We start from the raw sequence: 15,166 nt of genomic DNA, 5'->3' as shown, positions 1-15,166 counted from the left end.
ATCTCTTTAACAACCACAATTTCCTTTTTTACTTTCTACCGCTGCACCAGTTTCACCCTTCAACACATCGCCGCCAGTTGAAACTAATATTTCATCTGTTACATTGTTAGAAATCGTACTAGCAACTAGCTGTAGTAAGTCATTTACATATGTTTGTGAAGATTTAAACTCCTGTACAACAGGGATATTATCTAACTTATCCTGAAGCGCATCGATTTCAGCTTCTACTTTTTTCAAAGCTTCCCATTTCCCGTAATGTTGCAAGTTTACTGCTTGTTTTTGCAATGCTTTAATTTCATCAATTGCGCGCTTTACATTTTCATTTTTATGAATTTGCGCCTCTGCTTGCTTAAAGAAATCAACTTCTTCTGTTTCAGAAATCATTTTTGCTAGTTCTTTCGCTTGTTCAACAATTTCATCTTTCGTATATGCTTTCATCTATTATTTCACCTCAATCGGCTCTTCAACTAATTCCCCGTTAAGAGACCAAGTTTTTGCGTCCGTTACTTTTACTTTGACAAGCTGACCAATTAAAGATTTTGAAGCCACGAAGTTTACAAGTTTATTCGTACGTGTATACCCCGCAAGTACTTCAGGATTATTTTTACTTTCTCCATCAACTAATACTTCTACAATTTGTCCTATATAACGCTTATTCTTATTAACTGCATATTCATTCACTAGTGTATTTAAGCGTTGTAATCGCTCTTTCTTCACTTCCATCGGAACATTATCTTTCATTTTCGCAGCTGGTGTACCCTCGCGCGGAGAATAAATGAATGTAAATGCAGTATCAAATTCTACTTCACGATATAGCGACATCGTTTCTTCAAACTGCTCATCCGTTTCATTTGGGAAACCGACGATAATATCAGTTGTTAATACTGCGTTTGGAATTGTTTCTTTAATTTTTTTTACAAGCTCTAAATAGTGTTCTCGTGAATATTTACGCGCCATAATTTTAAGCATATCTGTACTACCAGATTGAACTGGTAAGTGGATATGTTCTACTAGGTTGCCACCTTTTCCAAGAACCTCAATTAAATGATCATCAAAATCACGTGGATGGCTTGTTGTAAAACGAATACGGGCAATATCAATTTTACGGAGTTCGTCCATTAAATCGCCAAGACCATATTGTATATCTTCAAAGTCTTTACCATATGCGTTTACGTTTTGTCCAAGTAACGTAATTTCTTTATAACCGTTCGCTGCTAAATGGCGAATTTCTTTAATAATATCTTCCGGACGTCTGCTGCGCTCTTTTCCGCGTGTATACGGTACAATACAATATGTACAGAACTTATCACAACCATACATAATATTTACCCAAGCTTTAATATCACCACGACGTACTTTCGGAAGGTTTTCAATTACATCCCCTTCTTTTGACCAAACTTCAACTACCGTCTCTTTTGAAAACATTGCGTCCTTTAAGATATACGGTAATCTATGGATATTATGTGTACCAAACACCATATCTACATGCTGATTTTTTTGCATAATTTTATTTACAACAGATTCCTCTTGAGACATACAACCACATACACCAATTAAAAGATCCGGGTTTCTTCGCTTTAATGATTTTAAATGACCAAGTTCACCGAATACTTTATTTTCAGCATTTTCACGAATTGCACAAGTATTTAATAAAATCACATCTGCCTCTTCAGTTGAAAAGGTCGGCTCATATCCAAGTGTTGTAAAAATTCCAGCCATTACTTCAGTATCATGTTCATTCATTTGACAGCCATATGTACGAATGTAAAACTTTCTTCCTGCGCCAAAATTACGGAACTCTTCAGGTAAGCCAAAATCTCGTTCAATTTTAACTTCTTCTTTCCCACGCTTTTTCGCCAATTTCAAGGAAGGTGGTTGGTATACACTTTCAAAGTATTTACTATAATCTTTCTCTTCTTTTTTCGTAGAGGAATTTGCTTGTCGACTTGCTAATCGTTGTTGCTCGTTCATCGGTAATCTCCTTTCACCCTTAACCTATACATTCTGTAGTCCATTTTAATGCGCTTAGACTCATCTCAATGATGTTAGATAGCTTGAAAGATAGCTTGCCCTTTGAAACTTGAGTAACCGATCTAATCACCCTTAAGAATGAAGTCTTCCCCACACAAATAGACATTCCTTTTATTATTTCATCTTGTCCTATTGAAAAGCACATTGCTTTATCCCTATACACATTATCATAGTATAGAGCCCTTAGCCAACTTTAACGAAGAAGAATCCTTATCCTATATTACACTTCACAGTTAATGAACATGCTATTTCTATACAACGATTTATATATTATTTTATCATTCTGAATTTTCCAAGTAAACAAATCTATTAATTATTTTTATTCAATCAAAAAAGGTTGCCAAGTGGCAACCTTCTCTTTAATCATTACATAAATTCAGCAACAAGCTCATCAAACATTTTCTGATCCATATTCAAATCAGCTTGCACTAAAGGCTTTTCACTATAGTCTTTTACAAGCTCTTGGTAAGAAGGCTGCTTCGTATTTTGATAAATCAAACCAGTTACTAACCCGTTATTTTCCATTAATGTTTGCATAGCCATCATGCGGTTAGATGGATCATATCCTTCTACCGTACTTAGTTTCGTTAAATTCTCTTTAAACCAATCATAAGTATTTACTTTATTGTAAGTAACACATGGACTAAATACGTTAATTAATGAAAACCCTTTATGGTTAATACCAGCTTCAATAATTTGTGTTAATTCTTTTAAATCACTTGAAAAACTTTGCGCCACAAATGTCGCACCAGCTGTTAAAGCCATTTCCATAACATTTAGTGATGGTTCAATTGAACCTTGTGGTGTACTTTTCGTTTTAAATCCAGCTTCACTTCGTGGTGAAGTTTGACCTTTTGTCAATCCGTAAATTTGGTTATCCATTACGATATACGTAATGTCAATGTTACGACGAATAGAATGGATTGTATGTCCCATACCAATCGCAAAACCATCACCGTCACCACCGGATGCGATAACTGTTAAATCACGATTTGCCATTTTCACACCTTGTGCGATTGGAAGAGCACGTCCATGAATACTATGCAAACCGTATGAATTAATATAACCTGAAATACGACCTGAACAGCCGATACCAGAAATAACAGCTAGTTCATCTGGATTTAAACCAACGTTAGCTGCCGCACGTTGAATCGCAGCTTGTACTGAGAAGTCTCCGCAACCTGGGCACCAGTTCGGTTTTACACTGTTACGAAAGTCCTTAAATGTTGCCATTTAATACAACCCCTTTTTTACATTCGTTGTAAATCTCTTTCGGTAAGAATGGGTTTCCGTCATATTTTAAAAGACTAGAAATTTTCTCACCATTACCAAGATTCATTTTCATAATGTTAGCAAGCTGACCAGTTGCATTGTTTTCTACAACTACAACACGCTTCGCATTTTTCACAAGTGGATCGATTTCAGCTGTTGGGAACGGGTGAATTAAACGTATATGAGCATGGTTTACTTTCATTCCTTCTTGTTCCAAACGCTGCATTGCCTCTTCGATCGCACCACGAGTTGAGTTAAATCCAACTAGCAATACGTCTGCTTCTTCATGCTTAACATTTTTATAAACAGGGGTATTAAACTTTAAGTTCTCCATTTTACGGAAACGTTTGTCCATTTGATCTTTACGGTTTATTGCTGATTCAGATGGTTTACCCGTTTCATCATGTTCTACACCTGTAACATGGTGAATACCATTTTTCATACCAGGTAAAACACGTGGTGAAACGCCATCTTCTGTTACTTCATAACGTTTGAAGTATGCTTTATTTTCACGTTCTGGTAATTCCACTTCTAAATCAAGCTTACCACGACGAATTTCCACTCTATCTAACTTAAGTGGTTCTACAGTTTGTTTCCCTAAGGACAGCTGTAAATCTGTTAAGAAAATAACAGGTACTTGATATTCTTCAGCTAAGTTAAACGCTTCTACAATGTCATAGAAAGCTTCTTCAACTGTACTTGGCGCCATTACGATTTTTGGAATTTCACCATGCGTACCGTAAATCATCGCCATTAGGTCCGACTGCTCTTGTTTCGTTGGTAATCCCGTACTTGGACCACCACGTTGTGTATCAACAATTACTAATGGTGTTTCTGTAATACCTGCTAAACCAATCGCTTCCATCATCAAAGAAAGACCAGGACCAGCAGATGCTGTTAATGTACGAACACCAGCATAGTTTGCACCGATCGCCATTGTACAAGCTGCGATTTCATCCTCTGTTTGGATTACTGTTCCGCCGACTTTCGGTAATTTTTTAATTAAGTATTCCATAATTTCAGATGCAGGTGTGATTGGATATGCTGACATAAAACGAGCACCACCAGCTACCGCACCAAATGCGATTGCATCGTTTCCAATCATAAACATGCGTTTCTGACCATCAGCTTTTTCAAGCTGCATCATGTTTACTTTCTCACCTAGCAATTCTTTCATATATTGAGAGCCACGTTTAATTGCGTCCATATTCTTTTGAACGACTTGCTCTCCTTTACGACCAAAGATCTCTTCAACAACATCTAAATAAGCTGTTTCATCTAATCCTAATACCGCACTTGATGCCCCAACAGCCACCATGTTTTTCATTAATGATGTGCCTAATTCTGAAGCAATATCTGTAAACGGTATCACATATAGATTTACATCTGTATTATCAGGTATTGTTGGATTAAATTTCGCATCCGCAACTACAATTCCGCCCGGACGTAGTTCATGGAAGTTAAAATCAATTGTTTCTTGATCAAAAGCAATTAAAATATCTAAATCATCTGAGATCGCGCGTACTTCTGTTGTACTTACACGAATTTTATTATTTGTATGGCCGCCTTTAATACGTGATGAGAAGTGGCGGTAACCGTATAGGTAATACCCTAATCGGTTTAATGCAATACAGAAGATCTCCCCTGTACTTTCAATTCCTTCACCTTGTTGGCCTCCAACTTTCCATGAAAGTTGACTAATCATCTCCTACACCCCTTTTGGCTGCATTCATTGTAGTGTATTTTTTTACAGTAATAGTTTAGCATTTTTTATGCAAATAAACTACAACGGACGCAAATTATACCTCTTCTGATTTCCCTGAATCTTTAGTATAAAGCTATTTCGTTTTTCATTCTAGTATTAGGTCTTAAAAAAAGCAATAATATAGAATGAATTTATTTTAATTTTTCTGAATTTTTAAAAATAAGAATCAAAAACTTATACGTTCGACAAAATTATCATACAAAAATCGTTCTACAGTAGATGTATCATAGTGTTTATAAAGCTCATTAACTACGTTTTCATACTCCCTATACGCCGTTACATTTACAACCGTCTCCAAAATACCATCAAAATCCGAACCAAATCCTACATTCTTTTCTCCACCTATTGAACAGATATATTCGACATGTCTTAATATATCTGTTACATGTGCCTGTCTTTCACTTGTTAAAAATTGCGGTACAAACGTAACGCCAATCATACTATTTCGCTTTATGAGGGCACCAATTTGTTCATCATTTAAATTACGTGGATGCTGACAAAGTTTATAACAATTTGAATGGGACGCAATAGGATTTTTAGCAATTTCTATAACATCCCAAAAGCTTCTTTCATTCAAATGAGATACATCGGTCCATAAATGTAACACATTAAGTTCTTGTACAACCTGTTTACCAAAGCTCGTTAAACCTGCCGCACGTGTCTCTAGCGCACCGTCAGCTAATAAATTGGCATAGTTCCATGTCAGTCCAAAGGACCGTACTCCTAAGCGATAAAACAGCCGTAATTTCATTACATCTTTTCCAATGGCTTCGCATCCTTCTAATGTTAATAGTGCTCCGATTTCGTCCTGTTTTAACATATTAATATCATCTTTTGTCTGAATAAACTTCATTCCTGGTAGCGATAGAATTTCACTGTGAAAGATATCTATCATTTGTAGCGCAACTTCAAAACGCCTTTCGTAAGCCACTGTTTCTGGTACATATATAGCAAAACATTGTATACTTCCTTTTCTATTCTTTAATTGTTCAAATGTAATATGTAATTGTGAATCATTTCGAAAGTCTTTTTTTCCCTTTGCACTCCATAATTGAAAGAGCACATCACAATGAGCATCAAAAATTTTCATTTTCATTCCTCCATTATAAAAACAACCTGTTTGCATACTGCAAACAGGTTGTTTAAACTTAACGAGGTTCTACAATTAATTTTATTGCTGTACGTTCTTCCCCATCAATCATAATATCTGTAAACGCTGGGATACAAATCAGGTCCAAACCACTAGGCGCTACAAATCCTCTTGCGATTGCTACTGCCTTTACCGCTTGGTTCAATGCACCTGCACCAATAGCTTGAATTTCTGCTGTTCCGCGTTCGCGAATAACACCTGCAAGTGCACCAGCTACAGAATTAGGGACCGACGTTGCTTTAACTTTTAATATTTCCATTCCGCGTTTCCTCCTCGTTTCTATAAAAAGTATTAGCAATTATTTCACTTTAACTTATATTCACGAGGAATGGCACGTATTCCTGCTAAATCTTTGTAATTTTTCTAAAAAATTAAAATATAATAACTTATCTAAATTTTAATAAGACTTACTCAAAAAATGGTTGATCGTCATTGATTAAAATACGCTCAATTTTCTTAGCTTTCCCTGTGTTAGGATCCACATCAATTAGTACTGCACTTAATTGTGTTCTACCACTTGTCACTTCAAAACGTACTGGTAAGTTTGTTAAAAACTTCTTCAATACTGCTTCTCGATCCATACCTAAAATCCCATCGTATGGTCCTGTCATACCAACATCTGTAATATATGCCGTTCCGCTTGGTAAAATGCGATTATCCGCTGTAGGAACATGCGTATGTGTACCTACTACCGCTGTAGCACGGCCATCTACATACCAGCCTAACGCTTGTTTTTCACTTGTAGTTTCCGCATGAAAATCAATAAAGATAATATTCGTACGTTTTTTTGCAATGCTAATTAATTCATCCACTTTACGGAATGGACAATCAATCGGAGGAAGGAAAGTACGTCCTTGTAAGTTAATAACCGCAACTTCTGTTCCATTGCAATTCACAAAGATAAGCCCTTTTCCTGGAGTTCCTTCTGGGAAGTTAGCTGGTCTTGCAAGGTATTTTGCATCATCAATAAATTCAAATACTTCACGATTATCCCAAGCATGGTTTCCAAGCGTAACCGCTTGTGCCCCGCACTCCAAAAAGTTTCGATATATTTTTTCTGTAATACCACGTCCACCTGCTGCATTTTCTCCATTAATGATTGTTACTGTAGGTGTATATTTTTTCTTTAATGCCGGTACGTACTGTTGAATCATGTCTCTACCAGGAGATCCTACTACATCCCCAACAAATAATATTCTCATATGTCTTACCCTTTCTATGTACTGCATTTTTTATTACTATAGCTTCAAGTGATTTCCTTACAACATATTTATTATAAGTTTGTTTCACTTGTATACTAGGTATAACTAATTTCCTTTATTTTATCCAATTCCAACACAAAAAAATAAAGTGGTATTTCACCACTTTATTTTGCGTATTCCACTGCACGTGTTTCACGAATAACAGTTACTTTAATATGTCCTGGATAATCCAGTTCATTTTCAATACGTTTTCGAATATCACGAGCTAAACGATGAGCTTCTAAGTCATCAATTGTATCTGGTTTTACCAGAATACGAACTTCACGTCCTGCTTGAATTGCGAAAGATTTTTCTACACCTTCATAAGACTCTGAAATCTCTTCTAGCTTTTCAAGACGACGAATATAGTTCTCAAGTGTTTCACTACGAGCTCCCGGTCTTGCAGCTGATAATGCATCTGCTGCTGCAACTAAAACTGCAATGATAGAAGTTGGTTCTGTGTCACCATGGTGAGATGCAATACTGTTTATAACTACAGGATGCTCTTTATATTTCGTTGCGAGTTCAACACCAATTTCAACGTGGCTACCTTCTACCTCATGATCAATCGCTTTTCCGATATCATGTAATAGACCAGCACGTCTTGCTAGTTTTTCATCCTCACCAAGCTCCGCTGCCATAAGGCCAGTTAAATATGCAACTTCCATAGAGTGTTTTAAGACGTTTTGTCCATAACTTGTACGGTATTTTAAACGACCTAAAATCTTAATTAAATCTGGATGTAATCCGTGAACACCCACTTCAAACGTTGTTTGCTCTCCGACTTCACGAATATACTCGTCCACTTCACGTCTTGATTTTTCGACCATCTCTTCAATACGCGCTGGGTGAATACGTCCGTCCTGTACTAGTTTATCAAGAGCGATACGAGCTGTTTCACGACGAATTGGATCGAATCCAGAAAGGATAACCGCTTCTGGTGTATCATCGATAATAAGGTCAATACCTGTTAACGTTTCTAACGTACGAATATTACGACCTTCACGTCCGATAATACGTCCCTTCATTTCGTCATTTGGAAGATTTACAACCGAAACGGTTGTTTCAGCAACATGATCAGCTGCACATCTTTGCATAGCAAGAGATAAAATCTCTTTTGCCTTCTTATCCGCTTCTTCTTTCGCACGAACTTCACTTTCTTTTACCATAACGGCAATTTCATGAGAAACTTCACTTTCTACTTTACCAAGAATAATTGCTTTCGCTTGTTCGCGTGTCAGATTGGAAATGCGCTCTAATTCTGTTTGTTGCTTTTGAACTAACTCTCCCACTTTGCTTTCCAACTCTTCAATCTGCTGTTGTCTCGCTACAAGAGAATCCTCTTTCTTTTCTAACTGTTGCTCGCGCTTATCGAGCGTTTCGTCTTTTCGATCAAGGTTCTCTTCTTTTTGCATTAAACGATTTTCTTGTTTTTGTAATTCGCTTCTACGGTCACGAATTTCTAATTCAGCTTCTGTACGAAGTGTATGAATTTCATCCTTTGCTTCTAAAAGCGCTTCTTTCTTAAGTGCTTCAGCATCACGATTCGCTTCGTCTAGAATACGTTTTGCTTCATTAGCTGCACCATTAATCTTCGCTTCAGCAATAGACTTTCGAACAAAAAAGCCAACAACTGCACCGACTGTTGCAAGCAAAATGGAGATGAGTATCCAAACTGTACTACTCATGATTTCACCTCCCCTTGCTATGAATGAAAAAAGACTGTCGGCATGTACATTGAATTTCAACGTACAGCAAAGACCGTCGTCCCGCTTTTTTAAGGGACCTTCTTCATTTCACAATTAAAATGTCATATTATTATTTCGGCAAGATTTAAGTCTTACTCCGAATATTACTTCTCTTCTTGAGAAGAGTGTATCGTATATAAGAAAAAATATACATTCTCATTGTATCTATCGCAATTTTCATTGTCAAGCGTTGTCTACTTTTACTTTCTTTACCTTCAGCCCTGAATCTTATATGGATTTAAAAAACAGACGGCATATTATCCTGGAAAACCTTAGTAAATCCCAATTTATTCCGTTAAAACATATAAATATTCCCCTATGCACATTGCCTTTTGGATAGAATAAATATTTTATCTCCAGCTATATACAGCGCTTTCATAATGCATTAAAAAATAAAAGACACGCTACCGTGTCTTTTATTTTTTAATCTTGAAGAGTTGCATCTTCCGTGTCTTCAACACCAGAATCTTCACCAATTCCGTGATGTTCACGAACAAAGAAGGCAATTTCTTCTCTTAAATCCGTATTCTCTTTTAAGAATTGCTTCGAATTTTCACGACCTTGTCCTAAGCGTTCTTCATTATAAGAGTACCAAGCACCGCTCTTTTGAACGATGTCAAGTTCAGAAGCCATATCTAAGATTTCGCCTTCTCTTGAAATACCTTCTCCGTACATAATATCAACTTCAGCAACACGGAATGGTGGTGCTACTTTATTTTTAACTACTTTTACTTTCGTTTTATTACCAACGATGTCGTTACCTTGCTTTAATTGCTCAGCACGACGTACTTCAAGACGGACAGTTGAATAGAATTTCAACGCACGACCACCTGGAGTTGTTTCTGGCACTATCTATAGATTTTCCATCTCTATAGTCCGGACTATCTCTTCATCTCTTTACAGAGAGCCTTGCACTTCCAGCAGTAGCCTATCATCTGCCGTACCCTACTCAGTTAACTAAAAGTCCTTTTCGGTAGTCTCTACACCTTCCCCATATCACTATGGAGCTTGGCACGGTATTACCCTAAATAATGGTGGGCTTCACCGTTAGCAACTATATGAATAGTTACACCCTTAGGCAATAAGGTTCACAAGGTTTTTTAACATGCTATCACTAGCAAGGGAAACCCAAGGTAAACTCCTTAATCTTTACGATTAAGCAACCTGTAGTTGATTTCCGAACATAACCCCAACTTTTTCACGAATTTGGTTAATAAAGATTGCGATTGTTTTTGATTTGTTGATTGCACCTGAAAGCTTACGAAGTGCTTGTGACATTAAACGTGCTTGTAAACCAACGTGAGAGTCACCCATGTCCCCTTCGATTTCCGCTTTCGGTACAAGTGCTGCTACAGAGTCAATTACGATAATATCAACCGCGCCACTTCGTACAAGTGCTTCTGCGATTTCTAGTCCTTGCTCCCCTGTATCAGGCTGTGATAATAGTAATTCATCTATGTTAACACCTAATTTTTGTGCATATACAGGATCCATCGCATGCTCCGCATCAATGAACGCCGCTTGTCCACCTTGACGCTGCACTTCTGCAATTGCGTGTAATGAAACTGTTGTTTTACCTGAACTTTCAGGTCCGTAAATTTCGATAATACGGCCGCGTGGGTATCCGCCTACCCCTAGTGCCACATCAAGTGCTAAAGAACCACTTGAAATCGTAGAAATTCTACGCTCCGCTTGTTCTCCTAATTTCATAATTGAACCTTTACCGAATTGCTTCTCTATTTGTTTTAACGCCATATCTAATGCCGCTTGACGATCACTCATTCAAAATTCCTCCTTAACTGAATTGCTAATCTTATTATACCTATTTTTAATTCAATTTGCCAACAAAAATCGAACATTTATTCGATTTTTTTATTTTCCATCAAATAAAACTGAATTTAGCCATAAAAAAAAGCTAGAAGAAACTTATATCTCTTCTAGCTTTTTATATAAATGATAAAATCCATATTTTGCCGAGCGTTCCCTTATTTGTTGACGACTCCCACTTAAATTAAGAGGAAAGACTACAGTTCGTTCATCCTTAATCGCCAAGCCAACAAATACTGTTCCCGGCTCTTTATGTTCTGAAGTATCTGGTCCTGCTACCCCAGTGAAACTAATTCCGATATCTGCTTTTAATAATCCTTTAACATTTTCCGCAAGATAGCGAGCACATTCTTTACTAACCGCACCATCACTATGTAACACTTCTTCAGGCACATGTAAAATATGCTGTTTCACATCATTATGATAACAAATAACACCGCCTTTAAATACTGAAGACACACCAGCATGTTCTGTTACTTGATTTCCGAAGAGACCACCTGTTAAACTTTCTGCACACGCTAAAGTTAATCCTTTTTTCTTCAATAACTCTATCACCTTATGATGCAGAAATTCTTGGTCATATCCGTAGAAAAATTCTCCTACTCTTTCTAAAATCAAATCTTCCACATGCTGAATTAGCTTCTCCGCCTCATCAACATTTTGATGTTTCGCAGTTAAGCGCAATGTCACTTCTCCATCATTTGCAAGTGGGGCGATTGTCGGGTTTGTTTGTCCATCAATTAAATCTTGAACTTTCACCTCTAATTGGGACTCCCCGATACCAAAAAAGCGAAGCACTCGAGAATAAATGTTTTCTCCCGTTGTAAAGTTACGTAAAAACGGTTCTACATAACTTGCATACATGGGCTTCATCTCTTTCGGTGGTCCTGGTAATAAAATATAAACTTTTTCATTCTTATTTAAACCCATACCAGGTGCCATACCGTGATCATTCGCAAATACTGTCGATCCATTTAAAACGAGCGCCTGCTTTTTATTATTCTCCGTAAATTCACGGCCTGTACGCTTAAAATAATCGCTTATCGATGTTAATGCCTTTTCATCATACACAAGCTCTTCACCTAAGCTAGACGCTATCGTTTCTTTCGTTAAATCATCTTTTGTCGGTCCTAATCCACCTGTGAAAATAAGCATATCAGCGCGTTCTTCAGCAACTTCAATTGCCTTCTGTAATCGCTTGTTATTATCACCAACGACAGTATGATAATACACATTAATTCCGATTGAAGCTAACTTTTCAGATAAAAACTGGGCATTTGTATTTGCAATTTGTCCAAGTAATAATTCCGTTCCAACCGCAATAATTTCAGCATTCATCCCAATTCCCCCATAAACTTCTATTTTGAGTTTACAAAAGCAGCTCTATTTTTCCAGAAATAATCCCATCCTGAAATAACAGTAAAGAATAGTGCAATCCATATAAAAATATCAGCAACCGGAATATGGATTAAATTTAAAGGTACATCGTGTAATAAATATGCTGCAATCGCGATAATTTGTGTCCAAGTCTTAATTTTCCCTAGCTGATTTGCTGCAACTACTTCTCCTGTTCCAGCAAGTACAAGACGTAAACCTGTTACTGCAAACTCACGGCTTATAATTACAATGACGATCCAAGCAGGTACGTATTGCATCTCTACTAATGTGATAAGTGCTGCCGAAACAAGTAATTTATCTGCTAACGGGTCAAGGAATTTCCCTAAGTTTGTTACAAGATTATACTTTCTTGCGTAATGTCCATCAATCCAATCTGTAGCTGAAGCAACAATAAAGATCAGCGCTCCTACTAAATGTTGAATTGGTAAATCAACATCACCAATTCTATATGAGCCCCAATTAAAGGGCGCTAACATAATTACCATAAAAATTGGAATTAAGAAGATTCTAGATATTGTAATTTTATTTGGTAAATTCACAGCTATTCCTCCATCATATCAAAAACATTTGTTCATTGAAAAAAGTCATCGAAGCGATGACTGTTATTGTGCAGGTTGCCCTATCCCTTGGTTTTTTATCACCAATCTTTGGTGAAGTTCTTTTTCTGGATCCAATGGGTAAGCGACCACTTGGCCATTCAATTTAACTTCAACATTCATTGCATTTCCAATATTAAGTCGCACTTCTTTTACTGTTGATAAATCACGTTTTTCTGTTTGACCACTTTGCACTGTAGTGTTTAGAACTTCGTTACCCGCATCATCTTTAACATCTACATAGCTTGTACCCTTCGCTGTAATTTCCAGTTCTAATGTTTTATTATTATGAATTTCCAAAGTAGATACCTTACCACTCGTTCCAACCACTTTCACTTCTTGTTGTCCAGTTGGTTGTGTAGGTTCTTCTTTCTTTGGCTCTTCTTTCTTTGGTTCCTCTTTTTTAGGCTCTTCCGCTTTCGCTTCTTCTTTCTTCGTATCTAGTGGAGAGTTTTCCGCTTTTTTAACTTCAATTTTCTCACTTTGAGCACTCGGAACTTTCTCCTCATCTTTTCCAGTTAATGCTTGAAAAACAAACCAAACTACCACTCCAAATGCGATTACTAACAACGCAATCAACATTTTCGGCATATGATCTGCAATTGGCCATGATGAAGATTTTTGCATTGTTTCTTGTGTTTTTTGTCCAGTTGATACTTGTGGGACTTCACGTTTTTCAGATTGTGGTATCGTACTCTGATATTCTACAAGCAGTTCTTCTCCATTTAATCCAATCGCATCTGCGTATTGTTTAATGAACGCACGCGCATAAAAAGCTCCTGGCAATACATCATAATTGCCTTCTTCAATCGCTATTAAATGGCGTTTTTGAATTTTTGTAATCTCATGCAGCTGATCAATAGACAAGCCTTTCGCTTCTCTTACTTCTTTCAGCTTTTGTCCTAATTCTGTCACTACTAACACCTCAATATTTCTTTAAAAGTCAAACATAGAGAAATTATTTTGCGTACCTTGCTCAATTTCATCTACTAAATTATATTGAATTTCTTCATCATAATCGTTACGCAATTCGATAATATAATCAAAATCATCCAATGTGTATTCTGACTGACTCACAAACACATCAGGATGTTCCACAACTTTCGTTGCAGGCAGTCTCATAATTTCACGAACAAGTTGCCAATGTCTTTCATTCGCACGCTTTGTTGACACAATTCCATCTAGGATGAAAATATTATCGTCGCTATACTCATCTTCAATCAATTGGCTACGAACAGTTTGCTTAATAAGAGTAGATGATACGAATAACCATTTCTTATTTGCACACACACTTGCGGCAACAATAGATTCTGTTTTTCCAACACGAGGCATTCCTCGTATCCCAATTAGTTTATGACCTTCTTTTTTCATTATTTCCGCCATAAAATCTACCAGTAATCCTAATTCATCACGCACAAATCGAAATGTTTTCTTATCATCTGCATCTCGTTGGATGTACCTGCCATGTCTAACCGCTAGCTTATCTCTTAACTTTGGCGGACGATATTTCGTTACCGTTATGTTATCCATCGTATTTAAAATTGATTCAAGTCTAGAGATTTGCTCTTGATTATCACACATAAGAAGTAGCCCACGTCGTGCATTATCTACACCATTAATTGTGACAATATTAATGCCGAGCATACCGATTAACGAAGAAACGTCACCAAGCAAGCCAGGTCGGTTTTTATGTATTTCATATTCAAAATACCATTCAATCATCCAAGATCACTCCCCTTGCTTACTTTACACCTACGTACTATATTATATGATTTCACCTTAATAGGGAAGCTAAATGTATAATCTATCCTGTGTAATTATTATACAAAAAAAATAGAGAGGAGAATCTCCTCTCTATTTTTACTTATGTTGTACAAACTTCACCATTAAATTTGCGATTGTATGTTGCTCTTGTTCATCAGCAACTTTCCAAAGCTCAGACAATAATTTTTCTTGATCATTGCGCGCTTCTACTTCATTTGCTAAATAATCACCAACACGAAATGCCATATCTGATACGGCACCACCATCAAGCCCTTTTCCTCCCGCTTGTTCTAAACGTTCTCCTAAAAAGCTCTTCCACTGATCAAAATTATCTAACACTGACATGTTTAAGCACCTCACTATTGAGTAATAGA

The 15,166-nt window shown here is 36.8% G+C and carries 13 protein-coding genes and 2 pseudogenes; all 15 read right to left on the bottom strand.

Annotation, left to right across the window (positions count from 1 at the left end):
• Positions 1-6: 6 nt before the first annotated feature.
• The 15 genes and pseudogenes from COC96_RS19095 to COC96_RS19025 all read right to left on the bottom strand — a co-directional run bounded on the left by COC96_RS19095 (position 7) and on the right by COC96_RS19025 (position 15,137).
• Positions 7-438 carry a RicAFT regulatory complex protein RicA family protein gene (locus COC96_RS19095; RefSeq protein WP_098769145.1) on the bottom strand — a complete coding sequence of 144 codons (432 nt, stop codon included), beginning with the start codon at positions 436-438 and terminating at the stop codon, positions 7-9.
• Positions 439-441: 3 nt separating this feature from the next.
• Entirely contained in the window at positions 442-1,971 is a 1,530-nt protein-coding gene (gene miaB, locus COC96_RS19090; protein WP_098267823.1) for a tRNA (N6-isopentenyl adenosine(37)-C2)-methylthiotransferase MiaB, read from the bottom strand.
• Between the two features lie 426 nt (positions 1,972-2,397).
• On the bottom strand, positions 2,398-3,264 hold the full coding sequence (locus COC96_RS19085; protein WP_098267824.1) for a 2-oxoacid:ferredoxin oxidoreductase subunit beta: 867 nt from the start codon (positions 3,262-3,264) through the stop codon (positions 2,398-2,400).
• A complete protein-coding gene (locus tag COC96_RS19080; RefSeq protein WP_097902904.1) occupies positions 3,251-5,008 on the bottom strand; it encodes a 2-oxoacid:acceptor oxidoreductase subunit alpha in 1,758 nt (585 codons plus the stop codon). Before COC96_RS19080 ends, COC96_RS19085 begins: the two co-directional genes overlap by 14 nt.
• Before the next feature lie 226 nt (positions 5,009-5,234).
• Positions 5,235-6,158, bottom strand: coding sequence for a dipeptidase (locus tag COC96_RS19075; protein WP_098267825.1), 924 nt, complete (start codon positions 6,156-6,158; stop codon positions 5,235-5,237).
• Between the two features lie 58 nt (positions 6,159-6,216).
• Positions 6,217-6,477 carry a stage V sporulation protein SpoVS gene (gene spoVS / locus COC96_RS19070; protein WP_000404341.1) on the bottom strand — a complete coding sequence of 87 codons (261 nt, stop codon included), beginning with the start codon at positions 6,475-6,477 and terminating at the stop codon, positions 6,217-6,219.
• 148 nt (positions 6,478-6,625) lie between these two features.
• Positions 6,626-7,420, bottom strand: a complete 795-nt coding sequence (locus COC96_RS19065) for a TIGR00282 family metallophosphoesterase (RefSeq protein ID WP_097902906.1) — start codon at positions 7,418-7,420, stop codon at positions 6,626-6,628.
• 164 nt (positions 7,421-7,584) lie between these two features.
• Positions 7,585-9,147, bottom strand: coding sequence for a ribonuclease Y (rny, locus tag COC96_RS19060; RefSeq protein ID WP_097902907.1), 1,563 nt, complete (start codon positions 9,145-9,147; stop codon positions 7,585-7,587).
• Positions 9,148-9,630: 483 nt separating this feature from the next.
• Positions 9,631-10,053: pseudogene (locus COC96_RS19055) on the bottom strand (recombinase RecA); the annotation flags it as partial.
• Positions 10,054-10,380: 327 nt separating this feature from the next.
• A pseudogene (recA, locus tag COC96_RS19050) lies at positions 10,381-10,989 on the bottom strand (recombinase RecA); the annotation flags it as partial.
• 144 nt (positions 10,990-11,133) lie between these two features.
• A complete protein-coding gene (gene cinA, locus COC96_RS19045) occupies positions 11,134-12,372 on the bottom strand; it encodes a competence/damage-inducible protein CinA (RefSeq protein WP_098267827.1) in 1,239 nt (412 codons plus the stop codon).
• Positions 12,373-12,392: 20 nt separating this feature from the next.
• Entirely contained in the window at positions 12,393-12,971 is a 579-nt protein-coding gene (gene pgsA / locus COC96_RS19040; protein ID WP_098769144.1) for a CDP-diacylglycerol--glycerol-3-phosphate 3-phosphatidyltransferase, read from the bottom strand.
• A 63-nt stretch (positions 12,972-13,034) separates the two neighbouring features.
• Positions 13,035-13,952, bottom strand: a complete 918-nt coding sequence (locus COC96_RS19035; protein WP_142340016.1) for a helix-turn-helix domain-containing protein — start codon at positions 13,950-13,952, stop codon at positions 13,035-13,037.
• Positions 13,953-13,964: 12 nt separating this feature from the next.
• On the bottom strand, positions 13,965-14,750 hold the full coding sequence (locus COC96_RS19030) for a DUF3388 domain-containing protein (RefSeq protein ID WP_097902911.1): 786 nt from the start codon (positions 14,748-14,750) through the stop codon (positions 13,965-13,967).
• Between the two features lie 138 nt (positions 14,751-14,888).
• A complete protein-coding gene (locus COC96_RS19025; RefSeq protein WP_000114449.1) occupies positions 14,889-15,137 on the bottom strand; it encodes a DUF3243 domain-containing protein in 249 nt (82 codons plus the stop codon).
• Between the last annotated feature and the right edge of the window lie 29 nt (positions 15,138-15,166).

Origin of the sequence: Bacillus cereus (genome assembly GCF_002577405.1) — a bacterium.
In the GTDB taxonomy this organism is placed as follows: Bacteria; Bacillota; Bacilli; order Bacillales; family Bacillaceae_G; genus Bacillus_A; species Bacillus_A cereus_AU.
Note: the sequence above shows the minus strand (reverse complement) of the source record. Positions and strands in the feature narration are given on the sequence as shown.